Here is a 25,848-nt window from a genome sequence, read left to right as displayed (position 1 = left end):
GACACGAATGCTTGCCCCTGACGGCTTATGGCCGTCGCCCGATATAAAATATGTAACCAAAGCTATCCAAAAAACGGCCAGAATATCGCCAGGCCGAACAAGAATAAGTCTCATTCTTACTCCATGCTCCGCCAAAGCCAAGCAAAAACTGGCGCTAGAATTTATTTCATAAAACTCTTTTAAAGCGTTCCCATGAGCTTTTTCAAAATATACGCCCAATGGTCCATCAACCGCGTCAGAATTGGCGCTCTTGCTGCTTTGACGGGAGCAAGTATGTTGGGCGGCTATCTCTATACGATCCAGTATAACGGCAATGTCCATGAAATTGTGCCCGGAGAGGCCTATCGTTCGAACCAGCCTGATCCGGCGCGGATCGCAAAACTGCAAAAGGCCTACGGTATCAAGACCATCATCAATCTGCGCGGTCCGGAACCGGGTGCGGATTGGTATGACGACGAAATCAACGCTTCACAAGCGCTTGGCATCCAGCATGTTGATTTTGAAATGTCGTCCAGCAAGCGGCTGTCGCCCCAGCGCGCGCAGGAGCTGATCACGCTGATGCAGAATGCCGAAAAACCGATCCTCATTCATTGCAAGGCTGGTGCGGATCGCACGGGTCTTGCCGCGGCGCTTTATGTGGCGGCTATCTCCAAGGGCGGCGAGCGCAAGGCCGAGGGGCAGATGTCCATTGCCTATGGGCATTTCGGTTTTCCGGGCAGTCCAACTCATGCGATGGATGACACCTTCGAGGAGCTTGAACCGACGTTCAACTTTTCCGGGTCCTGAACTGCCTTCTAATATTTATCTGAACGCAAAAACGCCGGGACAAGCCCGGCGTTTCTGATTGTCTGTCGAGGGCGTCTTATTCGAGGCCGACGATCTTGCCGTCATCCCACTTGAAGATGTCAAAGCTCGGCGAGCTGAGGTCACCATTTTCGCCATAGGTCAGCGTGCCGATTGCGGTTTCGATCGGCTTGCCGTCATGCAGAGCCTTGGCAACGGCAGCCGAATCATCAGCCGAACCTGCGCTTTCAATGCCAGCCTTGATGACTTCAACTGCGGCATAGGCGTTCATGGTGAAGGCTTCAGCCGGGATACCCTTGGCCTTCAGCGCTTCGATGGCGTCCTTGGATGCGGGGTTCTTCGTGGCGTCCTTGGCATTGGTGAACAGCGTGCCCTGTGCGTTGGTGCCGCCGATTGCCCAATATTCGGTGTTGGACAGGCCTTCGCCGCCGAGAACCAGCGCCTGCATGCCAGCGTCATGCAGCTGGCGCGACAGGAGACCGCCTTCGGCATGATAACCGCCGAAATACACGACTTCCGCGCCTGCCGACTTCAGCTTGGTGACCAGTGCGCTGAAATCCTTATCGCCCGGCGTGACGGAATCGTAATGCACTTCCGTAACACCGCCCTTGTTGATCGCAGCCTTGAAAGCGTCGGCCAGACCCTTGCCATAGGCGCCCTTGTCGTGGATCACGGCGACCTTCTTGTCCTTGAAGTTCTTCAGGACATAATCGGCCATGACTTCGGCCTGCTGGTCGTCGCGGCCGCAGGTGCGGAACACGTTTTCCAGCTTGCGTGCGGTCAGATCCGGGCCAGTTGCAGTCGGGGTGACCATCAGCACGCCGTTTTCAGAGAAAACGTCGGATACCGGAATGGCAACGCCGGTCGTGACCGGGCCAACGACGAACTTGATGCCATCGCCGACGATCTGGTTGGCAGCGGAGACGCCCTGCTTCGGTTCACCGGCGTCGTCGGCAAACTTCAGAACGATTTTCTCGCCCTTGATGCCGCCAGCCTTGTTGATGACTTCGGCAGCGGTTTCTGCGCCCTTCTTCACCTGATCGCCGAAAGCGGCAACCGGACCCGTCAGCGGTGCAACCACGCCGATGGTGATGTCGGCATAAGCAGCACTGGCAAAACCGAGAGTAGCAGCGAAAGCTACGCTGGACAGAAGTTTCAGGTTCATTCTTTTTCTCCTTTGGTGGGGCGCCGTCCTGGGACGCGCCCTCATCTAACCCATGATGGCAACCCATCCGGTCAATTGTCAGCGCTTGCGTGCTGGCGAATTGCCGGGCCCTCCCTTTTGTTTCATCTTACGATCTCAAAGGGTCGATCCAAAAGCGCGCCGCACCGCACCCAAAAAGGGACTGGAGCCATAATATTATCCAAAACAGCCTCGGCAGTTTCGGAAAACTGCTCCAAAACGGGAGCCGCTTTCGTGATGTGCTAAGAATGCATTTCCGGCTTTCGATTGCAAGGGGCCAAGTGCCCACAGTGACAGCGAAAATCGGCTTCCTCCCAAAGTCTAACTCCCTCCCTTCCATGATGGTGATTGCTTCGCAAAAAAGGCCGCGATCCCTTCCGCGGCCTCCGGTGTTTCCCATGTGTCGGCAAGACGGATGAGCGTCGTGTCGATGACGGCTTCGTCAATCGGCGCGACCAGCGCATGAACGAGCCGTTTCGACGCCGCAACCGCCGCCGGTGCGGTGGAAAAATACGGTTTGATCTCCGCTTCGACCGTCGCGTCCAGTTGCTCAGCCTCGACCACCTCATGCAGAAGGCCGATACGCATTGCCTCCTGCGCGTCGAACAGTCGGGCAGAGGTGAATGTGCGCAGTGCATGGGCCTGACCAATGCGCGCCACGACATAGGGGCTGATGGTGGCAGGTATCAGACCAAGCTTCGTCTCCGTCAGGCCGAAGCGCGCGCCGGACACGCCGATGGCTGCATCACAGACACTAATGAGGCCGATACCACCGCCATAGGCTTGTCCATTGACGCGCGCGATCAGCGGTTTTGGCAGATCGCGAAGCGCCTTCAGCATCAAGGCGAGCTTGCGCGCTTCCTCGATCCGCTGCGCACGGCTGGCATTCACCTGCGCCTGCATCCAGCCAAGGTCGCCGCCCGCGCAAAAGCTCGTACCCGCACCGGTCAGAACCACAATCCTGACCTTCGGATCATCCGCCAGATGCAGCGCCGCAGTGGTCAGTTCATCGATCATCAGACCGGAAAGCACATTGTGCTGCTCGGGCCGGTTCAGCGTCAACGTTGCGACGCCGCGCGCGTCAATGGCAAGCTGAATGGTCTCGAAAGGGTTCATGCGGCTCTATCCTGACGCAGCGCCTGCGCGAACAATAACGCCGACCGCAGCTTGTCCAGATCAAGGCCGGTTTCAAAACCCAAACCGTGCAAAAGTTCGGCCACTGCCACCGTATCGACATTGCCCTTGGCACCCGGCGCAAAAGGACAACCGCCCAGACCGCCGACCGATGCATCGAACACCCGCAAGCCCTTTTCCAGACTGACGCGAATATTGTCGAGCGCACGTCCGCCCGTGTCGTGATAATGGCCCGCAAGGCTGTGCGCAGGGGCGATGGCAAGCACCGCATCCAGCATGGCCGCGACCTTGTCGGGCGTGCCGCGCCCAATCGTGTCGCCAAGGCTCACCTCATGGCAACCGAGCGAGAAAAGCTGCTCAGTCACATCGGCAACGGCCTGTGGCGCGGTCGGCCCGTCATAGGGGCATTCGATGGCGCAACTGACATAGCCGCGCACCGCAAGCCCGTCATTGATCGCAGCGCCAATTACCGGCGACAGGCGTTCGATGCTCTCGGCAATCGTGCAGTTGATGTTGGCTTTGGAAAAACCCTCCGAGGCGGAAATGAAAACCGCGACCTCGTCGACATTGGCCGCAGCCGCCGCCTCATAGCCCTTCATGTTCGGCACGAGCACAGAATAGCGCACGCTGTCGGCGCGACGAATGCCCGCCATCACGTCTGCTGCATCGGCCAGTTGCGGCACCCATTTCGGGCTCACGAAACTTGTCGCCTCGATGCGGGCATAACCGCAGCCGGACAGGCGGTCGATCAGGGCGATCTTGTCCGCCGTCGGCACAAAACGTTTCTCGTTTTGCAGGCCGTCACGTGCTGCCATTTCAACGATTTCGACGTGTTCAGCCATGTTCTTCCTCCAATTCGACAAGCAGCGCGCCTTCACTGACCTGATCGCCAGCCACAACAGTAATGGATGTGATCTTGCCGTCGCGTGGCGCGGTCAGCGAAAGCTCCATCTTCATCGCCTCCATCGTCACCAGCGGATCGCCCTTCGCGACGCTGGCGCCTTCCACGGCGGATACGAGCCGTACAAGTCCTGGCATCGGAGCCAGAATGCGGCTTTCCGTGGACGCATCATCTTCCGCTCCGGCAGACAGCACATGATGAAATATGGTGTCGCGCCCGTCGAACTGCACCGTCACATCATGCCCGATGCGGACGACAGACGCTTCCGACACACGGCCATCGACGGAGAACCGAACCAGCCCGTTTGCGTGACTGCGGATTTCGACCGCGCCGAAATCGAAGCCGAAACGCCGTTGATCATTGATCGCGAAGCTGATCGTCCGGCGTTCGCCCTGATGGTCGAGCAGCACCGAGCGCGATGCTTCGTCCCACAGACGAAATCCGCGCAGGCTCGACCATGGATCGTCGCTCAACGGCGCATCCAGCAGATCGAGCGCCGCCAATGCCGCCAGTGCAAAGGCGATTTCCGATGGCGGCTCGTCAGCAAATAATTGGCCCCCCTCGCGGGCAATCAGCCCGGTATCGACATCGCCGGTGCGAAAAGCATTCAGCTTGCAGAGCGCCGACAGGAACTGGCGATTGGTGACGAGTCCGGCAATGCGGGTTTTGCCCAATGCCGTGTCGAGTCGGTTCATCGCCTCGTCGCGATCCCGGCCATGGACGATGATCTTGGCGATCATAGGATCGTAGAACGGCGTGATGGTATCGCCTGTCCGCACACCGGAATCGACACGCGCCTGCTCCGGCGGAGCGAACAGCGCAAGCTTGCCCGTTGCGGGGAGAAAGTCGCGGGCTGGGTCCTCGGCGTAAAGCCGCGCCTCAAAAGCCCAGCCATGGATTGCAATTTCATCCCGCCGCTTCGGCAAGGCTTCGCCGGACGCAACGCGCAACTGCCATTCGACCAGATCGAGACCGGTGATCGCTTCCGTCACCGGATGCTCCACCTGCAAGCGCGTGTTCATTTCCATGAAGAAGAACCGGTCAGGCCGCAGCCCTTCCGACACATCGGCGATGAACTCCACCGTGCCCGCGCCGGAATAGCCGATGGCCAAAGCGGCCTTCACCGCAGCTTCGCCCATCACCGCGCGCATATCCGGCGTCATGCCGGGTGCGGGCGCTTCCTCAATCACCTTCTGGTGGCGGCGTTGCAGCGAGCAATCGCGCTCAAAAAGATGCACCGCATGGCCGTGATTATCGCCGAAGACCTGCACCTCGATATGGCGCGGCTTGGTCATATATTTTTCCACCAGCACGGCGCTGTCGCCGAACGAGGCTTCCGCCTCGCGACGCGCGCTGTCCAGCGCTGCTGCAAAATCCGCCGCCTGATCGACGCGCCGCATACCTTTGCCGCCGCCACCCGCCCGGGCCTTGATCAGCACCGGATAGCCGATGCGATCCGCCTCGCTTTTGAGGAAAGCGCCGTCCTGATTGTCGCCGTGATAGCCCGGCACGACGGGAACACCGGCTTTTTCCATCAGCGCCTTGGCGGCATCCTTTAACCCCATGGCGCGGATGGCTTTTGCCGAGGGACCGATAAAGACCAGCCCTGCTGCCTCGACGGCATCCACAAAACCGGCGTTCTCCGAGAGAAAGCCATAGCCCGGATGGATTGCCTCCGCGCCGGTTTCAAGTGCAGCTTTGATAATCGCCTCGACATTGAGATAGCTCTGCGCCGAAAGCGCTGGACCGACGCGCACCGCCTCATCGGCCATTTCGACATGCAGCGCCCGCGCGTCCGCATCGGAATAGATCGCGACGGTGGCAATACCGAATTGACGCGCCGTGCGGATGACCCGACAGGCAATTTCCCCGCGATTGGCAATCAGTATCTTTTTGAACATCTGATCGCCCCCTTCACATTCTGAACAGGCCAAAACGCGTCGGCTCGACTGGCGCATTCAGCGTTGCGGAAAGCGAAAGGCCCAGCACTTCGCGGCTCTTGCGCGGATCGACGATGCCGTCATCCCAAAGCCGTGCCGAGGCATAAAGCGGATGGCTCTGGCGCTCGAACATTTCAAGCGTCGGACGCTTGAACTCCGCTTCCTCTTCCGCCGACCATGTTCCACCGGTGCGTTCGATCCCGTCGCGCTTGACGGTCGCCAGCACGCCCGCCGCCTGCTCGCCACCCATCACGGCGATGCGGCTGTTCGGCCAGGTCCACAGAAAGCGTGGGGAATAGGCCCGTCCCGCCATACCGTAATTGCCCGCGCCATAGGATGCACCGATCAGCATGGTGATTTTCGGCACATTGGCCGTCGCCACCGCCGTCACCAGCTTGGCGCCGTGCTTGGCGATGCCTTCCGCCTCATATTTGCGCCCGACCATGAAGCCGGTGATGTTCTGCAAAAACACCAGCGGAATATTGCGCTGGCAGCAAAGCTCGATGAAATGCGCGCCCTTGGTGGCCGCTTCGGAAAACAGCACGCCATTATTGGCGATGATGCCCACCGGCATGCCGTAAATGCTGGCAAAGCCGCAAACCAGCGTGGCGCCGTAGCGCGCCTTGAACTCATTGAAATCCGAGCCGTCCACCAGCCGCGCAATCACCTCGCGCACATCATAGGGAATGCGCGTATCGGCGGAAACCACGCCCAGAAGCTCTTCCGGGTCATAGAGCGGGGCCGAACCGTCGCCCTTCGCAATGAAGGAGCGTTTCTCACTGTTGAGATTGGCCGCGATGGCGCGCGCGATCTGGAGAGCATGGGCATCGTCATTGGCCAGATGATCGGCCACGCCTGAAAGCCGCGTGTGCACGTCGCCACCGCCGAGGTCTTCCGCCGTCACCACTTCGCCGGTCGCGGCCTTCACCAGCGGCGGGCCAGCCAGAAAGATCGTACCCTGATTGCGCACGATCACCGTCTCGTCGCTCATGGCAGGCACATAAGCGCCGCCCGCCGTGCACGACCCCATGACCACGGCGACCTGCGGAATGTCCGCTGCCGACATCTGCGCCTGATTGTAAAAGATGCGTCCGAAATGGTCGCGATCCGGGAAAACCTCATCCTGATTGGGCAGGTTGGCCCCGCCTGAATCGACCAGATAGATGCAGGGCAGGCGATTCTCGCCCGCGATCTCCTGCGCGCGCAGATGCTTTTTCACCGTCACCGGATAATAGGTGCCACCCTTCACCGTCGCATCGTTGCAGACGATCATACATTCGCGTCCCGATACGCGCCCGATGCCGGTGATGATACCGCCGGAAGGAGCAGCACCGTCATACATGCCGTGACCCGCCGTCAGACCGACTTCCAGAAAGGGCGAACCCGGATCAAGCAATTGCGCAACGCGGTCACGGGGAAGCAGCTTGCCGCGTGCGACATGACGTTCGCGCGCTTTCTCGCCGCCGCCATCGATGGCAAGGCGGGACGCCTCGGCCACGATATCGATGGCCTCAAGCATGGCCTTGCGGTTAGCCTGATAGGTAGTGCTTCGCGTCGATATCTCGGATTTTAGAACCGGCATCAACGGGTCTCCTGAAACAATTCCCGCCCGATCAGCATACGCCGGATTTCCGACGTACCCGCACCGATTTCGTAAAGCTTGGCATCGCGCAGCAGACGCCCGGTCGGATAGTCGTTGATATAGCCATTGCCGCCCAGCGACTGGATTGCCTGCAAGGCCATCTGGGTCGCATTTTCTGCCGTGTAGAGAATGCAGCCCGCCGCATCCTTGCGCGTCGTCTCGCCCCGGTCGCAGGCTGCCGCCACAGCATAGGTATAGGCACGCGAGGCGTTGAAGGTCACATACATGTCGGCGAGCTTGCCCTGCATGAGCTGGAATTCGCCGATCGGCTGGTCGAACTGCTTGCGCTCGTGCACATAGGGCACCACGACATCAAGGCAGGCCGCCATGATGCCAAGCGGGCCGCCCGCCAGCACCACACGCTCATAGTCGAGGCCGGACATCAGCACGTTGACGCCCTTGCCGACCTCGCCCAGCACATTCTCGGCAGGCACTTCGCAATTTTCGAACACCAGCTCGCAGGTGTTGGAGCCGCGCATGCCAAGCTTGTCGAGCTTTTGCGCGGTCGAGAAACCCTTGAAACTTTTCTCGACGATAAAGGCGCTCATCCCGCGCGAGCCAGCCGACGGATCGGTCTTGGCGTAGACCACCAGCACATCGGCATCCGGGCCGTTGGTGATCCACATCTTGTTGCCGTTCAGCACATAGGCGTCGCCGCGCTTTTCGGCGCGAAGCTTCATCGAAACCACGTCCGATCCGGCTCCCGGCTCGGACATGGCGAGCGCGCCGACATGTTCACCGGAAATGAGCTTTGGCAGATATTTGGCGCGCTGCTCGCTTGAGCCGTTGCGCTTGATCTGGTTGACGCAGAGATTGGAATGCGCGCCATAGCTGAGGCCAATCGAGGCCGAGGCGCGGCTGATCTCTTCCATGGCCACGCAATGGGCGAGATAGCCGAGACCCGCGCCGCCATACTCTTCCGGCGCCGTGATGCCCAGCACACCCAGCTCACCCAGCTCACGCCACAGATGCATGGGAAATGCGTTATTGCGGTCGGTTTCGGCGGCAAGCGGCGCAATGCGGCTTTCCGCGAAACGGCGCACGGTCTCACGAAGGGCTTCGATCTCCTCGCCAAGACCGAAATTCATGCCCGAAGCAAACATACTCGTCCTCCACAAGTTCTGCCCGGTATCCATCTTTTTCAAGACGGCTATGTCTGGTCAGAGTGTCCCGTGGCGGTCAAATAGGCAATGGCTTTGCGCGGCGTTCTGTGGCTATTTATTACCGGATAAAGAAATTTTGTTGCGCGAAAACCGGCGACCTTCGTCGCCGGTTCAGCTTTTGTTTGCGCATCATCCCGCGCATCGGAGCAGGAATAGAAATCAGTCTTCCTGCAGGGAAGGAACGTCCCGATAAAGCTCAAGCGCTTCCGGATTGGCCAGCGCCTCGCGGTTCTTCACCTCGCGCCCATGCACGATGTCGCGCACGGCCAGTTCGACGATCTTGCCGGACTTGGTGCGCGGAATATCGCTGACGGCGACGATCTTCGCCGGAACATGGCGCGGCGTAGCGCCGGTACGGATCTTGGTCTTGATGCGCGCCTTCAGATCGTCATCCAGCGTCACGCCTTCAGCAAGCCGCACGAACAGCACTACCCGCACATCCTTATCCCAATCCTGACCGATGCAGAGCGCCTCGGCGATCTCCGGCATCTGCTCGACCTGATTGTAGATTTCCGCCGTACCGATACGCACGCCGCCGGGGTTCAACGTCGCGTCCGAACGTCCATGAATGACGATGCCGTCATGTGCGGTCCATTCGGCAAAATCACCATGGCACCAGATATTGTCGAAGCGCTTGAAATAGGCGGCCTGATATTTCGCCCCATCCGGGTCGTTCCAGAACTGCAGCGGCATGCATGGAAACGCCTTCGTGCAGACCAGTTCGCCTTTCTGCATGCGCACCGGCTGGCCGTCATCGTTCCAGACATCGACAGCCATGCCGAGGCCAGCGCCCTGAATTTCGCCCAGCCAGACGGGTTCCGTCGGCACGCCCAGCACAAAGCAGGACACGATATCCGTTCCGCCGGAAATGGACGCAAGATGCACATCCGGCTTGATGGCGTCATAGACGAAGGCAAAGCCTTCCGGCGACAACGGCGAGCCGGTGGACGAAACAGTGCGCAGCGCCGAGAGGTCGTGCGTTTCGCCCGGCTTCAGCCCGGCTTTCAGCACGGCGTCGATAAACTTTGCCGATGTGCCGAAATAGGTCATGCCTTCGGCGGCGGCATAATCGAACAGCACATTGCCATCGGGATAGAATGGTGAGCCGTCATAGAGCAGCAAGGTGGCCCCGGAACCGATGCCCGACGCCAGCCAGTTCCACATCATCCAGCCGCAAGTGGTGAAATAGAAGAACTTGTCGCCTTCGCGGATATCTGCATGGAGACGCTGCTCTTTCAGATGCTGCAACAGCACCCCACCCGCGCGATGGACGATACATTTTGGAATGCCGGTCGTGCCGGAGGAAAACAGAATATAGACCGGATGATCGAAAGGTAGGCGTGTGAATTCGACAGGCTTTGCGGCAAAGGCGCTCAGCGCTTCATCAAGCGCCACGCCCTTCGCAGCCTTCTGCGCGACAGCTTCCGCTTCGCCCAGATAGGACACGATCACCGACCGACGCAATCCCGGCAGCTGTGCCGTGACCTGCGCCACCTTGTCGGCCACCTCAATGCGCTTGCCATTGTACCAATAGCCATCGCAGGCAAAGAACAGCTTCGGTTCGATCTGGCCGAAGCGGTCGAGCACGCCCTGCACCCCGAAATCCGGCGAGCACGACGACCAGACGGCGCCGATGGAGCTGGCGGCCAGCATCAGCGCAACGGCCTCCGGCATATTGGGCATCATGCCCGCGATGCGGTCGCCCGGCTCTACGCCTTCGGCCAGCATGAATTGCTGGAGTTTCGAGACAAGCGCGTGGAGATCGTTCCAGCTCAGGCGACGCTCCACCTTGTCCTCGCCACGGAAGACGATGGCGTCGTCATGGCCCTGCTGGCGCAGGAGATTTTCCGCGAAATTAAGCCGCGCTTCGGGAAAGAATTTCGCCTCGCGCATATGGCCCTTGTCGACAAGGGCCGTTGCACCGCGCTCGCCAATGACCTCGCAGAAATCCCAGATGAGCGTCCAGAAGCCCGCGCGATCTTCCACCGACCAGCGATGCAGCGCCGCATAATCCGACAGGCTGAGGCCGGTGCGCTGCTCGGCGCGAATGCGGAATTGTTCCAGCGTGCTGGCTGCGATGCGTTGCGCATCGGGCTGCCACAGCGGATGGTCGTGCGAAAACTGCGTGGAAACGGGCTCGGTGCTCATTATTCCTCCATGACACGGGCGCAGCAGACACCAGTTACGGGCTGCGCCGCCAGAGGTTTCTAAAAGAGACTTTCCGGTACGTCCATGCTTTTCCGGGTCATGCGTCGCGTCGGCGCATCATCGGTGCGCTTTCACCCAGTCTGTCCATCCACAAGTCGATGCGGCGCACCGCCCAGCGGTGGATCGGATTTTCAAACAGATGCCACGCAGCAATGGCGACAAGCACACTGATCAACGTGCAGCCGGAAATCAGCAGAAGCGCGCTGAAGCCACTCTGCGCGGCTTCTGCCGGAAGTATCGCGAAGGCGATCTTGAAGAAAAACTGGCCGACCAGAGGGTGAAGAATGAAAATTCCGAAACTGTAACGCGACAATTTCACGAAGCCGTTCCATCGCAACGGCGTGTAGATGTTCTGCATGCTCGCGGCATAGAGAATATAGGTGCAAAAATAGAGGAAGACGAGCCGCCAGGGTCCTTCCAATGTTTGAACGCCATCCATCGCGCTTTGTGGATGATAAAACAGAAACACCACCAAACAGCCGGCGAGAGCGAGCATAATCAGCGGTTTCGGCAGATCGGTATGCTTTCGCCGCGCCAGCCACATGCCGAACAGAAACGACGGCAGCGCGCGAAACACGCCGATATCGGCAAATTGTATCCGCGTCAGCGATGGTGTGCCGACCGAGCGCGCCAGATATTCGCCGCCCAGCAAGGCAATGGCGACCACAACCAGCACACCGCTGCCCAGCCGTTTGCACAGCATATCGAAGAGCGGGAAACACAGATACATCAGGAACAGCGCGCTGAGCGACCAGCTGACGTAATTATAGGACAGGCTTTCGCCGAATCCCCAGCTTTGCACGAGGAACAATTGGGCCACACCGTCCCACACATTCATGTTCGGCAGCACAGCGGGGTGTAAAAACCCCTTGGCCGTCAGCACCGATATGAGCGCGAAACACAAAAAGGTCACCAGATGCAGCGGATAGATTCGCGCAAGGCGCTTGCCCATGAAAGCAGCGTAGTGGCGCGGGTCCCAGATATAGTTTGCGCGCCGCGCCAGAAAGAGACCGGAGACTATAAAAAAGACATCGGTAAAATAAGCAAATGTTGATATAAGATCAGACAGTGCATCGTTCTTCACGGAAACCCGAAAAGAATAATGGAAGAATGCGATCCCGAGACACAATACAAACCGGAGACCGTCGAAGTCAGGAAGCCGTTTCATTACAAGACATCTTAAACAATATGCACAGGGATGTCAGTATATGCTTCCGCGATAAAGTCGAGTGTGAAATGATCTTGCGGACAAGAAATTCGACAAAAATCGAACGTCGGGCTCTCAGAGCCTGAATCAAAAAGCGGCATGTGTGCGAAAATGGTGATTCTCGAATACCAGAGCGAAGCGTATTCATGGCACGTGAGCACCGGAAGCCTCGCATAATCCCAAAAAGCTGCAGACTTTTCGGTTCAGATTATGCGAAAGCAAATCTCAAATTGCCATTTTCGCATATATAGGACGTTTTTTGGAACAGGCTCTCAGCAATCACCGTCTTCTGGCTTCCGCGATGAGCCTTGAAATTAAACAGGATGAATCATCCGAGCAGTTAACGATTATTCGAGAAGAAGCATCGATAGCACAGAAGTTGAGATGTCATGTGGCACAATACGGGATAAACACTTAGTTGAACTATCCGTGACAATCGGATTCTGTATCTGGTCTTCCACTAAAGAAGCACTCCTCTTCTGTCGTGTGTGTCTCCTGATCCGATAAAGTCTCCCTCCTAAAACGCCAACTCTCTCCCACTGATCAGGATCTAAAGGTGTTATGCGATAATTTGTACTGCTTTCTCTGTAAAGATGCGTAAGATCAGCAGATATTTGTCGAAGCAGACCTTCATTTCCTGATGGATCTTGAATATAATTATACATATTGCGATTAAGTCGACTGAGATACTGAAATCTATCACGTCCTACAATGTATTCTGCATAAATTTCAAAACCTTCATTCTCGTTTTGATATCGAGGATCATTTCGCGGCGCGTGCGCGGGATCATCCACTCTATTCATGCCTGATGGCCCCTCAAACAAGTTTCCCGGAGCCCACAAAAAATAGTCACTGAACGCATCTAAGCCCTCTGGCTCAATCGTTCCTCCAGGCACCACTCGACCACTCGCAAAACCATCCGCAAGATCCATAGCCTGTGCAACTTCAGCATACGTTATTGCAGGACAAGTAGCCGTTCGCCTGCGATCAAGAGAATCCGCAGCCATCTGACCAAACGTACTCCGCGCCATGATCCTGAAATTAATCCAGGCTGTATGCAACCTCCGTAAATGGCCTGGGTGTGCCACTACGGTTGCAAAAAAAGCTCGAAGACGTTCTTGAGGAATAATATGGTGGCGACTTGCCTCTATGGGAAACTCTTGCGGAGAGCCTTGGCGAGTCGCTGTATTCCTCGTCAGATCAAGCGTGTATCGGGACAACGAAAGAAAGGGGGCGACCGCCCTTAATTGACGCGCTAATGAAAATGCACCTTTGAGAGGAGGATCAACTGCATTGGCCCTCATCGGAAAAGTAACGAGAACGACTATAAGAGAACCAAGGATAGCCTTCTTTTTATACATATGTTTACCCAATAAATTATATAAATATAAAATAATATGAGAAATATATTCAATTATATTTAACAAATAATAAAAATATATTACTTTGGATCCATATCGATTTTCTTTACATCGCCGTTGCTATTATCGCAGAATAAAGTTACAGGATAATAACCAGATTTAGCTGCAAGCAAAAGAGCATACATAGCGCGGCCATATTCTGTGTTCAATCCAGATTTTTTCGACAAAGTTAGCCACGTATTTCTATTATCCTCTTCTATCGAAAATGTTGGGTAATAATTAGATCCTTCATAGGAAATCGCCTTAATATGCACCTTGGTTGTATTGTCCGGACATTTTTTGTAATCATTAGCGTAAGCATTCTCATGCATAGCGATAAATGAAAATACGATCGAAGCGGCAGTAAATAATTTAGCAGGAATTTTCATAAACTATCCTTTTTAAGTATAAAAATATATTCTGTTGCAAAATTACTAATATGAAGATACTTTCAGCGATTATAGGCGGGATTTTTTGAATTATATTCGAGATATTTTAATAAAAACAATTCTTATTCGGAACGGACTCCAACAAAATATTCTTTGCATTTTCTAGAGCAGTTGCGGTTGAAACGGAATCGTGGGACCGCTCTATCCATTTGTTTATAGGCATCGAAGCGGGATCAGAAATCAGTCCAGTCGACTGATTTCCTCGCGTAGACGCTACGCACTTTTGCTGGAAATGCTCTAATTGCAATAATTAGCAGAAGCTTAAGCAACAATATACAGCAGTATATTGCTACATATTCGTCTTTCGCAGATTTTGCGCTTAGAGCCTGAATCGTAATGAATGGAGCGAATCAGACAGATGCAAGGATGAACTTGGTCAGTACCGTGGTACGCATTTGTGGCACGCGAGCGCATGTGGCATGCACGCCAAGACATCGAAAACAAGGGGAAGTTCAATTCACAAAGTGAATGGTGGAGCCAAGCGGGATCGAACCGCTGACCTCCTGCATGCCATGCAGGCGCTCTCCCAGCTGAGCTATGGCCCCATCAGACCTCTTTCGAGGCGGGCCAGACAGAACTTGCTGTCCGGTGTGGCGGCTTATTAAATGGCGTTTGCCAGAAGATCAAGAGCTAAATCGCAACTCTTTTCACATCTGCGAAAATAATTTGCCGATTGTCCGCTTCTGCCGCCGGAGGCTGTGGAAAGCGGCCTCTGCGCAGGCCGAAAAAGAAAGGGCAGCCCGTGGGCTGCCCTGTCGTAAACACTGGGAAATCAAGCTGATTCTGCGGGATCAGCCTTCTTCGTCGTCGCCACCGACGCCACCACCGAGGATGCCCGACATATCGTCGTCCTCGTCTTCTTCCTCTTCGAGGAAGGTGTCGTCATCGTCGTCGCCCAGATCGACATCGTCGTCGTCCAGATCCGGCAGATCGTCGCCGCCACCCTTCGCTTCATCGTCGGCATCTTCAAGAGAAACGAAATCCGGCTTTTCCAGTGCCGTATCCAGTTCTTCCTCTTCGGCTTCTTCTTCAACGACGCGGGCTTCTGCATTCGCGTCGAAATAAGAACGCGGATAGGAGATGCCGGTGTAAGGCGAAACGATCGGATCGCGATTCAGATCGTAAAACTTCTTGCCCGTTTCCGGGTCGATGCGCTTGGTACCAAGTTCAGCTTTTGCCACGTTGAGCCTCGTGAGTTTTATTCCCGTTACGCCTGTGGCGGGGGCCACTTTTCATCCGGGGGCATAAATTCATTTCAAAAACGCGCCGGCTGATCCTGTCAGACCACCCATATGCCCGCAATATACCGAAAGACCGGTCCACAGCAGGAACAGCGGACGGTGCCGCGTCTTTGCCTTTGTTGTTCGGTGCATAAACGCAATTTAGCGGGTTTGTCAAAGCGAAAGACGCCGAATAGCCAAGACTCTTTATTATAGGCGCGTCCGGCAGACCATCGATGGCGTATTCGCGGATGACCGCATGGTATTACTATGCTAGTGAAGCCCCGCTTATCTCTCAATCCCGGCGCGCGATCGCGCCAAAAATGCGACAGTGAAAAATCCATGTCCCATTCCGCTTCCCCGAAACCTGCAGTCGCCCGCCGCTCGGAGGCACTGGCCGGCGAAATTCGCATTCCGGGCGACAAGTCCATTTCTCACCGTTCCTTCATGTTCGGCGGCCTGGCATCGGGCGAGACCCGTATTACCGGCCTGCTTGAAGGTGAAGACGTCATCAATACCGGTCGCGCCATGCAGGCCATGGGCGCCAAGATCGAAAAGGATGGCGATACCTGGATCATCCATGGCGTCGGCAATGGCTGCCTTCTTGAACCGGAAGCACCGCTCGATTTCGGCAATGCCGGAACGGGTGCGCGCCTGACAATGGGCCTCGTCGGCACCTATGACATGACCACCGCCTTTATCGGTGATGCGTCCCTTTCGCGCCGGCCGATGGGCCGCGTGCTTGACCCGCTGCGCCAGATGGGCGTGCAGGTGAAGTCGACCGATGGCGACCGCATGCCGCTGACCCTCGTGGGACCGAGCGTCGCCAATCCGATCACCTATCGCGTGCCGATGGCTTCCGCGCAGGTAAAGTCGGCAGTGCTGCTGGCCGGTCTCAACACGCCGGGCGTCACGACCGTCATCGAGCCGGTCATGACACGCGACCATACCGAAAAGATGCTGCAGGGCTTTGGCGCTGATCTCACCGTCGAGACCGACAAGGATGGCGTGCGCCATATCCGCATCACCGGACAGGGTAAGCTGATCGGCCAGACCATCGATGTTCCGGGCGATCCATCCTCAACGGCGTTCCCGCTGGTTGCAGCGTTGCTGGTCGAAGGTTCGGATATCACCATCCGCAATGTTTTGATGAATCCGACCCGCACGGGCCTGATCCTCACCTTGCAGGAAATGGGCGCTGATATTGAAGTCTTTAATGAACGTCTCGCTGGCGGTGAAGATGTTGCCGATCTGCGCGTGAAATCGTCGAAGCTCAAGGGCGTCACCGTTCCGCCGGAGCGTGCGCCTTCGATGATCGACGAATATCCGGTGCTGGCCATCGCTGCGACTTTCGCGGAAGGCGAAACGATCATGGACGGGCTTGATGAGCTGCGCGTCAAGGAATCGGATCGTCTGGCAGCGGTTGCCCGCGGCCTCGAAGTCAACGGCGTCGATTGCACGGAAGGCGAGATGTCGCTCACCGTTCGCGGTCGTCCCGACGGCAAGGGCATCGGCGGCGGTGTCGTCGCCACCCATCTCGATCACCGTATCGCGATGAGCTTCCTTGTCATGGGCCTTGCCTCTGAAAAGCCTGTGACCGTTGACGACAGCACGATGATCGCAACCTCCTTCCCGGAATTCATGGACCTCATGACCGGAATGGGCGCGAAGATCGAGCCGAGCGAAGCCGAATGAAGCCATTCATCGTCGCCATCGATGGACCGGCAGCCTCGGGCAAGGGAACCCTTGCCCGGCGCATCGCCACGCATTACGGCATACCGCATCTCGACACCGGACTGACCTATCGCGCAGTCGCCAAGGCGCTTCTCGACAAGAACCTGCCGCTTGATGATGAGCTGCTGGCAGCCGATGCGGCCCGCCATCTCGACTTACGCGAAATGGACAAGACCGTGCTCTCCGCCCATGATATCGGCGAGGCCGCATCCAAGGTTGCGGTCATGCCAGCCGTGCGGCGTGCGCTTGTCGAAGCCCAGCGCCATTTTGCGGCGGCCCTTCCGGCCAGCGTCCTCGATGGTCGCGATATCGGCACGGTGGTCTGCCCCAAGGCGGAGATAAAGCTGTTCGTCACCGCTTCGCCGGAAGTACGCGCCGAGCGGCGTTACGACGAGATTGTTTCAAAGGGCGGCGCTGCCGACCTTGGCGAAATTCTCGCCGATCTGAAGAAGCGCGACGAGCGCGACACCAACCGCACTGATTCTCCTTTGCGCCCTGCCGAAGACGCGCACTTGCTTGATACGAGCGAAATGAGTATAGAAGCGGCATTTCTGGCGGCGAAAAACCTCATCGATGAGGCTCTCGCGCGTCATAAGGCATAACGGACCAGCATTTTAAGGCTCTTTGGCCTGAATTTGCCCCGGAAATGCTGGAAAAATGCCCGGTCGGCCCTATATAGGCTGCTCGAATAACAAATAGTCTGACTTCGCGTTCCACGCGCCGGTTGTCTGCAAAGACGGAGCCGAGGTCGGACAGTGTACAACACGAACCCCCGGCGCCGCATCCGATGAATTTTCCGGATGCATCAGGAGTATATATGTCTCAATCCAACCCCTCCCGCGCAGATTTCGAGTCCCTGCTGGCAGAATCCTTCGCGCAAAACGATCTTGCTGAAGGCTATGTCGTCAAGGGCCGCATCGTCGCCATCGAAAAGGACATGGCGATCATCGACGCCGGTCTGAAGGTCGAAGGCCGCGTACCGCTGAAGGAATTCGGCGCAAAGGGCAAAGACGGCACGCTGAAGCCGGGCGATGAAGTTGAAGTTTACGTCGAGCGTATCGAAAACGCTCTCGGCGAAGCTGTTCTCTCGCGCGAAAAAGCACGTCGTGAAGAAAGCTGGGTCAAGCTCGAGCAGAAGTTCGCCAATGGCGAGCGCGTCGACGGTGTGATCTTCAATCAGGTCAAGGGTGGTTTCACCGTCGACCTCGACGGCGCTGTTGCCTTCCTGCCGCGTTCGCAGGTCGACATCCGTCCGATCCGCGACGTCACCCCGCTCATGCACGTCCCGCAGCCGTTCGAAATCCTCAAGATGGACAAGCGTCGCGGCAACATCGTTGTCTCGCGTCGTACCGTTCTTGAAGAGAGCCGTGCGGAACAGCGTTCGGAAATCGTCCAGAACCTTGAAGAAGGTCAGGTCGTTGAAGGCGTCGTCAAGAACATCACCGATTACGGTGCGTTCGTTGACCTCGGCGGCATCGACGGTCTCCTGCACGTCACCGACATGGCATGGCGCCGCGTCAACCATCCGTCGGAAATCCTCACCATCGGCCAGACGGTCAAGGTGCAGATCATCCGCATCAACCAGGAAACCCATCGTATCTCGCTCGGCATGAAGCAGCTCGAGAGCGATCCTTGGGATGGTATCGGCGCGAAGTACCCGATCGGCAAAAAGATCACCGGCACCGTCACGAACATCACTGACTACGGTGCATTCGTGGAAATCGAGCCGGGCATCGAAGGCCTGATCCACGTTTCCGAAATGTCGTGGACCAAGAAGAATGTCCATCCGGGCAAGATTCTCTCCACCACCCAGGAAGTCGAAGTCGTTGTGCTCGAAGTTGATCCGGTCAAGCGCCGCATCTCTCTCGGCCTCAAGCAGACCCTCGACAATCCGTGGACGACGTTCGCTCAGAAGTACCCGACCGGCACCGTTGTTGAAGGCGAAGTCAAGAACAAGACCGAATTCGGCCTGTTCATTGGTCTCGACGGCGACGTTGACGGCATGGTTCACCTCTCCGATCTCGACTGGAACCGTCCAGGCGAACAGGTTATCGAAGAGTACAACAAGGGCGAAGTGGTCAAGGCTGTCGTTCTCGACGTCGATATCGACAAGGAACGCATCTCGCTTGGCATCAAGCAGCTTTCCGGCGACAAGGTCGGTGAAGCAGCAGCTTCGGGCGAACTGCGCAAGAACGCCGTTGTAACCTGCGAAGTGACCGCTGTTACCGATGGTGGCCTCGAAGTTCGTCTGGTCGATCACGACCTCGACAGCTTCATCCGCCGTTCGGATCTTTCGCGTGATCGCGAAGAACAGCGTCCGGAACGCTTCACGGTCGGTCAGAAGGTTGACGCGCGCGTCATCGCTTTCGACAAGAAGACCCGCAAGCTGCAGGTCTCGATCAAGGCGCTCGAAATCGCCGAAGAAAAGGAAGCTGTCGCTCAGTACGGTTCGACCGACTCCGGCGCTTCGCTCGGCGACATCCTCGGTGCCGCTCTGAAGAAGCAGGAAAAGAACTAATCTTTTCCCTCTTCTTGCAAACACGGAAAAGCCCGCTTTATAGCGGGCTTTTTCTTTTGGTTTTTCATAATAATACGCAATTGTTGTATTTTAATTAGTTCTAAAATTAATTTGACTCCTCTATATATTCGTTTTATTTGCGGATGTTACTTACATTTGCTTTGTTATATTTAGGAGAAATATATTGGGTGCAAGATTTTCCATGATCGCGTCTGGCATTTTGGCTCTGATCGCCACGAATGCCTATGCCGCAGACGTCATTGTTCCCGAGGCACCTGTTGCACCAGCAGTCCCGATTGCCACTCCCTTCAACTGGGGCGGCGCTTATATCGGCGGGCAGGTCGGCTACGGATGGGCAAATACCAAATACACGGTCGGACCGTCCTATAACTCCATAGGAAAACTGGACGGTTTCCTCGGCGGTATTTATGCCGGGTATAATATTGATACCGGGACAAATGTTATCTTGGGCGTTGATGGCGATTTCACTGGCACAGCGGTTGGCAAGACCGAATCTGTCGGAGATCTCGCATCAGGCAAAACGCAATTGCGTTGGTCTGGGGCAGCCCGCGCGCGCGTGGGTTACGCCGTTGACCGTTTCCTGCCTTATATCGCTGGCGGCGTGGCGTTCGGCAATATCGAAGACAAGCTGCATGTTCTAGGCGAGAAGCTTTTGTCGGAATCGAAAACACAGGCCGGCTGGACCATCGGCGGCGGTATTGATTACGCTGTGACCGACAATATCGTCACCCGCGTTGAATATCGTTACACCGATTTCAACAAGCACAACTACAATTTTGATAATACCAGCGTTGGTGGCAGTGGCAAGCTGTCGACAAACGAAGTTCGTCTCGGCGTCGCTTATAAGTTCTGATTGAACATTGTCCTGAGATCAGGAAACAGCCCTGTCCTCGCATCGAGGCGGGGCTGCTTCCGTCACACGACACCGAGCATATGGATCAGTCCGAGGCTGATGATGCCGAGCGCCAGCAGCGAGAGAACCGCCGTCAGCGTTACCCGCCCGCCAGCCTGCGCTACCGACCGTACATCTACACCAAGACCGAGCGCTGCCATCGAAATGATGGTCAGAAGCGTCGACGCATATTGAATGCCGGGGAGGAGTGCCTCTGGGATGAGGTGCAACGAGTGCAGCGCCATCATTCCAAGAAAGCCAATGATGAACCACGGCACCAGTTGGAAAAAGCCCGGCTTTGCATCCGCGTTTTTATTACCGGCAAGAACCGCCAGCGCCAGAATGACCGGACCGAGCATCAGCACGCGCACCAGCTTGACCAGCGTGCCCAACTGCACACTGATGGCGGCGACCGGAGCTGTCGCAGCCAGCACCTGCGGCACAGCATAGACCGTCAGCCCCGCCAGCACGCCATATTGCGTGTGCGACAGGCCGAGAAGCGGCACCAGCAATGGCAGGCACAGCACGACAACCACGCCGAGGATCGCCGTAAAAGCGATGGAGGCGGCAACATCTTCGCTTTCGGCCCCGATGACCGGAGCCGTTGCCGCTATGGCCGAGTTACCGCAAATCGAGTTGCCGCAAGCCACCAGCACCGCCATGCGATGCGGCAGCTTGAGCAGCCGCCCGATACCGTAGCTCAATCCAATCGCAAGAATGACCACGCAGGCGATGCCGAGAATAAGGCCCGAACCTGCCGCGATCACTGCGCTGACACTGATCGAAGCGCCGAGAAGCACCACGGCGATTTCCAGAATCATCTTTGCCGAGAAGCTGATGCCCTTGCTGAACTGTTTGCCCGGACGCAGGAAAGTCCGCACCGCCGTGCCAAGCAGAATGGCAATCACCAGCGCTTCCAGCCATGCTCTGCCCGCATAATGCACTTCGATCTTCTCGAGACCTATCGCCATCGCGGCGACACCGACGCTGAGGGCAAGTCCGGGCAGAATGTTCTGGATTTTTGAGTATGTCATTATCGGCATTTCATATCGAAAGAGAATTCCATTCCGATCTGATGCCCGATTTCCCCTGTTCAATCCATTTCATTATATGGCATATTTCATTCGATATAATCGAACGAATAACGCTATGACCCTGGAACAACTGCGTATTTTCATTGAAGTGGCGGAGCGGGAACATCTGACCCGCGCCTCCGAGGCTCTACATCTGACGCCCTCGGCCGTCAGCTCGGCAATCCGCACCCTCGAAGAGCGCTATGGTGCGACATTATTCAACCGCATCGGACGTCGTATCGAACTGACCGGAGACGGACGGCTGTTTCTGGATGAAGCGCGTGCAACGCTGGCGCGCGCACGTTCTGCCGAACGTATGCTATCTGAATTCGGTGGCGGCAAGCGTGGCATTCTCTCCATCCATGCCAGCCAGACCATCGCAAGCTATTGGTTGCCGCCCTTTCTGGCACAGTTTCACAGCGCCTTTCCGCTGGTCGAGGTGCGGCTGACAGTGGGAAATACGGAAAGCGTGACCGCGGCAACGCAGGAAGGCGCCGCCGATATCGGCCTCGTGGAAGGCTCCGTGCAGGCGCCGGCGCTTTCCATAAGCAAGGTGGCGACGGATCAGCTTATTCTGGTCACGCGCCCTGACCACGCATGGAGAGGAGCGGGACGCCTCTCGTGGGACCGGCTGTTTGAAGGAAAATGGATATTGCGCGAACAGGGATCAGGTACGCGCAGTGTTCTTGAAGATGCCATGCGCGCCAACGGCTATAACCCCGCGCGGTTGAATGTGGCGCTGGAACTGCCCTCCAACGAGGCCATTTGTTCAGCCGTGCGTTCCGGCGACTACCTCACCGCCATATCGGAACTGGTCGCTGCCCCGCATCTTGCCGCAGGAACGCTCGTCAAAGCGGACTTCATTCTGCCGCAGCGCCAGTTTCTACTTATCACTCAGAAGGAGCGGCATAATACAAAAGCTAAGGATGCGTTTTTGAGGCTAATTACGTCGACGGTTAACTCTGCCGAGTGACATCGGTTACATGTCGTAATTTACACCCGCAGAAACGAGATTCTATAATAAAATTTCCTATGAATAATTAAAATATATAGTATTATGTAAATATAATAATTTATAATTATTCTATAATATATAACCCACACCCTCTGCACCGTAACATTTTCATGGAAACTCACTATAGATACCATCACTGTGCTCTCTGTGACAAAACAGAGGGGCGCAACCTTGCCACTAAAATAGCTTATACTCCAAAAAAATCTTAAATAACTAATGCTCCGGCAAGGTACTCTGGCATATTATCGAAACCGCGCGAACCAAAGGTCGGGTAAAAATCTTTAGCCAACGCAGTGGGACGCCAGGCCTCCCCCCCCACAGAGCGCCTCTGATAATTCATCGGAGTGGGATAAGGAGAGAAGCCAATCGCTGCCTGTTGAACAACTTTTACAGCCTTCAGCCTAACTTCCCCCCGAAAACCGGTCACAGGCAATCCGGTTTTAATCGCCAACTGCGCTGCAAACGAATTTTCTCCGCCGTTAGCAGAATAATCCGTGAGCATTCGTATGTGATCAAATTCATGCTCACGTCTCAATTTCCCAATTAGCTCTGCAAATCTTTCCGCTCCCCAATATTTTCGCGGACCATTAGTATAAACATTATTAATCGGCTTTCCTTTTACTGAAACCTCTCTGGTACGAATGTATATATTTAGCCGCGGCGTTCTTCTTTTATGATCGATTCTATCAAAGTATATACCAATATTTTGAGAATGAGAAAAATCCGAATATTTCACTCCGCGCGTATTTTCGAAAATTCTACCATCTTCCGGTGGAGCGATATATTCATGTTGAGTGAGCATACCGCCTTTTGGCAGCATCTGATAGCGAGGGTTTTCCAGATACCGAATAACATAATCCGGAACAGCTTCTCTCATGAACTTTATCCTATATATAGTTATGAACTATCATATTAATAAGAATTATTATTCTATGAGTAACTGACATTTATAGCAGAAAAATGAGAAACCGAATAACATTTTTATTGTCAGTCGTGCATTGATGATTAGCGGATCTGACGCAGCAGTTCAGGCTGCGGAAAACAAGTCGAAGCCAAGCCGTTCTTTGCCTGCCACATGCCGATGGAGCGGCGTGTCTTGAAGCCCGGCAATCCGTCCGGCTTGCCGACATCATAGCCCTGCGCCTGCAAGCGCTTCTGCATGGCGCCGATATCTGAGCGATACATCGTGCCGACATTGCCCCATGCCTGCTGGAAATCGCCTGCGCCATATGCAATGCGGTCGCCGACATGGCCGATGAAGAGCGCATAGAGATCGCTCATATTATAGTCCTTGAGCACGTAGAAATTCGGGCTCACGATGAAGGCGGGGCCAAATCGCCCGGCGGGCATGAGCAGAAAACCTTCGCCCTTCATTTCATTGGATGGAAATGCCTTGCCATTGACGCGGGTGATGCCAAGTCTGGCCCATTCGGCAATCGGCTTGCCCTGATCCGGGCCTTCCAGAGAACACGACACGCTCTGCGGGACATTGACCTCAAAGCCCCAGTCGCGCCCCTTCTGCCAGCCGTGCAGCTTCAGATAATTGGCGATGGAAGCCAGCGTATCCGGCACGGAATTCCAGATATCGCGCTTGCCGTCGCCGTCAAAATCGACCGCGTGCTTGAGGTAGGAGGTTGGCATAAATTGCGGCTGGCCAAGCGCGCCCGCCCATGAGCTTTTCATGGCGTTTTCGTCGATATAGCCTTTCGAGGCGATTTCGAGCGCGGCAATCAGCTCCTTGCGGAACATGTCCTTGCGCGTTGCCATAAAGGCCTTCGTGCCCAGAACTTCAAACACATTATAGGGAATTTTGACCGTGCCGAAGCCCGATTCACGGCCCCATATCGCGACAATGATCGGACCCGGAACACCATATTTCTGCTCGATGCGTTTCAGAAGGCTCGAATATTGGCTGTAACGCGCCTGACCGCCACTGGTGACCGAGGCCATGGTCTTCGCATTGAAATACTTGCCCGGCGCGCCGAACTCGGCCTGTTTCTGTTCTTTCGGCGTCGACGGCTTTTCCCCGGGGATGACCAGATCCGGCAATTTCCAATTGATGGCCACACCGGCAAAGGCCTGATCGAAGGTAGCGCGCGAAACACCCGCCGCCTTGGCCTCAGGCCAGAGATCTTGCTCGATCCAGTTGCGATACTGGCTTTCGACCTGCGCCTTGGAGGGCGCTGCGACGGCAGGAGAAACAGCAAGAATGACGACAAGCCCCAGAGCAGTTTTCAAAGCATGCTTCCAACGGCTTGCTGCCATCATGTTTCTCCTGAATAACTAAAGGGTGGTTCTCGCTCGCAAGGCGGCAGCCAGCGTGCCCTCATCCAGATAATCGAGTTCGCCGCCCACCGGGACGCCATGAGCGAGCCGTGTGACGCGAACCTCGAAATTCGCCAATTGATCGGTAATGTAATGCGCGGTGGTCTGGCCTTCGACAGTCGCATTGACTGCGAGAATCACTTCTTTGATTTCGCCGGTCGCGACACGTTCCACCAGCCCCTTGATATTGAGGTCGTCAGGACCGATGCCGTCGAGCGGCGACAGACGACCGCCCAGGACATGATAACGGACATTCATCGTGCCCGCCCGTTCCAGCGCCCAAAGATCGGACACGTCTTCCACCACGATCAGCGTGGTGGGGTCGCGGCGCTCGTCCGTGCAGATGGTGCAGGGATCGGACGTGTCGACATTGCCGCAGCACGAACAAATGCGCACCTTTTCGGCAGCGTCCTGCATGGCGCCGCCCAGCGGCACCAGAAGCGCTTCCTTCTTCTTGATGAGATGCAGCGCCGCACGGCGCGCCGAACGCGGCCCCAGACCCGGTACACGGGCAAGAAGCTGGATCAGTCGTTCGATTTCGGGACCGGCGATTCGTTTGGACATTTTTTGTAAGGGAGTAAGGGAATAGGGGAATAAGTGAGTAGGGGACGAGAATGAGGGATATGCGACATGGCGGCAACCAGCCGGCCAAACATACTCCCCTATTCCCTTATTCCCCTACTCCCTTAAAACGGCAGCTTGAAACCCGGAGGAATCGGAAGACCCGCCGTCAGCGACTGCGTCTTTTCGGCCATCACGGCTTCAAGCTTTGCCTTGGCATCGTTGTGGGCCGCGATGATCAGGTCTTCGAGGATTTCGACCTCGTCTTCCTTGGCCAGCGACGGATCGATCTTCAGCGCCGACAAGGTGCCCTTGCCGGACAGGGTGATCGTCACCAGACCGCCACCGGAAGAGGCCGTGGCTTCCAGATTGGCGATTTCGTCCTGCATGGCCTTCATCTTGGCCTGCAATTCCTTCGCCTGCTTCATCATGCCCATCATGTCACGCATGGGTTTACT

General features: G+C 56.2%; 22 protein-coding genes and 1 tRNA gene. 6 read left to right on the top strand and 17 right to left on the bottom strand.

What is annotated here, in order from left to right:
* Window positions 1-192 precede the first annotated feature (192 nt).
* Window positions 193-786: a dual specificity protein phosphatase family protein gene (locus D8666_RS07235; protein WP_109368089.1), complete on the top strand. Its 594-nt coding sequence runs from the start codon at window positions 193-195 to the stop codon at window positions 784-786.
* A gap of 76 nt (window positions 787-862) precedes the next feature.
* On the opposite strand, the gene D8666_RS07230 is transcribed toward D8666_RS07235, so the two are convergent.
* The 12 genes from D8666_RS07230 to D8666_RS07175 all read right to left on the bottom strand — a co-directional run bounded on the left by D8666_RS07230 (window position 863) and on the right by D8666_RS07175 (window position 15,212).
* Window positions 863-1,969: a branched-chain amino acid ABC transporter substrate-binding protein gene (locus D8666_RS07230; protein WP_109368088.1), complete on the bottom strand. Its 1,107-nt coding sequence runs from the start codon at window positions 1,967-1,969 to the stop codon at window positions 863-865.
* A gap of 339 nt (window positions 1,970-2,308) precedes the next feature.
* The gene (locus D8666_RS07220) at window positions 2,309-3,103 is read right to left on the bottom strand and encodes a crotonase/enoyl-CoA hydratase family protein (RefSeq protein ID WP_109368087.1); all 795 of its coding nucleotides are present in this window, start codon (window positions 3,101-3,103) and stop codon (window positions 2,309-2,311) included.
* The gene (locus D8666_RS07215) at window positions 3,100-3,963 is read right to left on the bottom strand and encodes a hydroxymethylglutaryl-CoA lyase (protein WP_121537032.1); all 864 of its coding nucleotides are present in this window, start codon (window positions 3,961-3,963) and stop codon (window positions 3,100-3,102) included. The genes D8666_RS07220 and D8666_RS07215 overlap by 4 nt, the downstream gene beginning before the upstream one ends.
* Window positions 3,956-5,923 carry an acetyl/propionyl/methylcrotonyl-CoA carboxylase subunit alpha gene (locus D8666_RS07210; RefSeq protein ID WP_109368085.1) on the bottom strand — a complete coding sequence of 656 codons (1,968 nt, stop codon included), beginning with the start codon at window positions 5,921-5,923 and terminating at the stop codon, window positions 3,956-3,958. The genes D8666_RS07215 and D8666_RS07210 overlap by 8 nt, the downstream gene beginning before the upstream one ends.
* 13 nt (window positions 5,924-5,936) lie before the next feature.
* Window positions 5,937-7,544, bottom strand: coding sequence for a carboxyl transferase domain-containing protein (locus D8666_RS07205; RefSeq protein ID WP_109368084.1), 1,608 nt, complete (start codon window positions 7,542-7,544; stop codon window positions 5,937-5,939).
* Entirely contained in the window at window positions 7,544-8,692 is a 1,149-nt protein-coding gene (locus tag D8666_RS07200) for an isovaleryl-CoA dehydrogenase (RefSeq protein ID WP_171317214.1), read from the bottom strand. The genes D8666_RS07205 and D8666_RS07200 overlap by 1 nt, the downstream gene beginning before the upstream one ends.
* A gap of 234 nt (window positions 8,693-8,926) precedes the next feature.
* Complete coding sequence (locus D8666_RS07195) at window positions 8,927-10,915, bottom strand: acetoacetate--CoA ligase (RefSeq protein WP_121537030.1); 1,989 nt, start codon at window positions 10,913-10,915, stop codon at window positions 8,927-8,929.
* A 97-nt stretch (window positions 10,916-11,012) separates the two neighbouring features.
* Window positions 11,013-12,143, bottom strand: a complete 1,131-nt coding sequence (locus D8666_RS07190) for an acyltransferase family protein (protein ID WP_109368081.1) — start codon at window positions 12,141-12,143, stop codon at window positions 11,013-11,015.
* A gap of 386 nt (window positions 12,144-12,529) precedes the next feature.
* Window positions 12,530-13,543, bottom strand: a complete 1,014-nt coding sequence (locus D8666_RS23955; RefSeq protein WP_124915155.1) for a hypothetical protein — start codon at window positions 13,541-13,543, stop codon at window positions 12,530-12,532.
* A gap of 80 nt (window positions 13,544-13,623) precedes the next feature.
* The gene (locus D8666_RS07185) at window positions 13,624-13,971 is read right to left on the bottom strand and encodes a hypothetical protein (RefSeq protein ID WP_109368080.1); all 348 of its coding nucleotides are present in this window, start codon (window positions 13,969-13,971) and stop codon (window positions 13,624-13,626) included.
* A 529-nt stretch (window positions 13,972-14,500) separates the two neighbouring features.
* A tRNA-Ala gene (locus tag D8666_RS07180) sits at window positions 14,501-14,576 on the bottom strand.
* Window positions 14,577-14,822: 246 nt separating this feature from the next.
* Window positions 14,823-15,212, bottom strand: coding sequence for a TIGR02300 family protein (locus tag D8666_RS07175; protein WP_109368079.1), 390 nt, complete (start codon window positions 15,210-15,212; stop codon window positions 14,823-14,825).
* 381 nt (window positions 15,213-15,593) lie between these two features.
* On the opposite strand from D8666_RS07175, the gene aroA reads away from it, so the two are divergent.
* The 4 genes from aroA (at window position 15,594) to D8666_RS07150 (ending at window position 20,377) form a co-directional block, all read left to right on the top strand.
* Complete coding sequence (aroA, locus tag D8666_RS07170; RefSeq protein WP_109368078.1) at window positions 15,594-16,946, top strand: 3-phosphoshikimate 1-carboxyvinyltransferase; 1,353 nt, start codon at window positions 15,594-15,596, stop codon at window positions 16,944-16,946.
* Window positions 16,943-17,587 (top strand): (d)CMP kinase, encoded by a 645-nt coding sequence (gene cmk / locus D8666_RS07165; protein WP_109368077.1) that lies wholly within the window; start codon window positions 16,943-16,945, stop codon window positions 17,585-17,587. Before aroA ends, cmk begins: the two co-directional genes overlap by 4 nt.
* Before the next feature lie 215 nt (window positions 17,588-17,802).
* Window positions 17,803-19,503 carry a 30S ribosomal protein S1 gene (gene rpsA, locus D8666_RS07155; RefSeq protein WP_109368076.1) on the top strand — a complete coding sequence of 567 codons (1,701 nt, stop codon included), beginning with the start codon at window positions 17,803-17,805 and terminating at the stop codon, window positions 19,501-19,503.
* 202 nt (window positions 19,504-19,705) lie between these two features.
* Window positions 19,706-20,377, top strand: coding sequence for an outer membrane protein (locus D8666_RS07150; protein ID WP_109368075.1), 672 nt, complete (start codon window positions 19,706-19,708; stop codon window positions 20,375-20,377).
* A 62-nt stretch (window positions 20,378-20,439) separates the two neighbouring features.
* On the opposite strand, the gene D8666_RS07145 is transcribed toward D8666_RS07150, so the two are convergent.
* Window positions 20,440-21,459 carry a YeiH family protein gene (locus tag D8666_RS07145; RefSeq protein WP_181376064.1) on the bottom strand — a complete coding sequence of 340 codons (1,020 nt, stop codon included), beginning with the start codon at window positions 21,457-21,459 and terminating at the stop codon, window positions 20,440-20,442.
* Window positions 21,460-21,565: 106 nt separating this feature from the next.
* On the opposite strand from D8666_RS07145, the gene D8666_RS07140 reads away from it, so the two are divergent.
* Window positions 21,566-22,462 carry a LysR family transcriptional regulator gene (locus D8666_RS07140; RefSeq protein WP_121537028.1) on the top strand — a complete coding sequence of 299 codons (897 nt, stop codon included), beginning with the start codon at window positions 21,566-21,568 and terminating at the stop codon, window positions 22,460-22,462.
* Window positions 22,463-22,709: 247 nt separating this feature from the next.
* On the opposite strand, the gene D8666_RS07135 is transcribed toward D8666_RS07140, so the two are convergent.
* The 4 genes from D8666_RS07135 to D8666_RS07120 all read right to left on the bottom strand — a co-directional run bounded on the left by D8666_RS07135 (window position 22,710) and on the right by D8666_RS07120 (window position 25,839).
* On the bottom strand, window positions 22,710-23,381 hold the full coding sequence (locus tag D8666_RS07135) for a hypothetical protein (protein ID WP_121537026.1): 672 nt from the start codon (window positions 23,379-23,381) through the stop codon (window positions 22,710-22,712).
* Window positions 23,382-23,509: 128 nt separating this feature from the next.
* Window positions 23,510-24,769 carry a lytic murein transglycosylase gene (locus D8666_RS07130; protein WP_109368071.1) on the bottom strand — a complete coding sequence of 420 codons (1,260 nt, stop codon included), beginning with the start codon at window positions 24,767-24,769 and terminating at the stop codon, window positions 23,510-23,512.
* Window positions 24,770-24,787: 18 nt separating this feature from the next.
* A complete protein-coding gene (gene recR, locus D8666_RS07125) occupies window positions 24,788-25,393 on the bottom strand; it encodes a recombination mediator RecR (protein WP_109368070.1) in 606 nt (201 codons plus the stop codon).
* Between the two features lie 122 nt (window positions 25,394-25,515).
* A complete protein-coding gene (locus tag D8666_RS07120; protein ID WP_078337775.1) occupies window positions 25,516-25,839 on the bottom strand; it encodes a YbaB/EbfC family nucleoid-associated protein in 324 nt (107 codons plus the stop codon).
* Window positions 25,840-25,848: the final 9 nt, after the last annotated feature.

The sequence above is a fragment of the Ochrobactrum soli genome (assembly GCF_003664555.1).
Taxonomy (GTDB): domain Bacteria; phylum Pseudomonadota; class Alphaproteobacteria; order Rhizobiales; family Rhizobiaceae; genus Brucella; species Brucella teleogrylli.
Note: the sequence above shows the minus strand (reverse complement) of the source record. Positions and strands in the feature narration are given on the sequence as shown.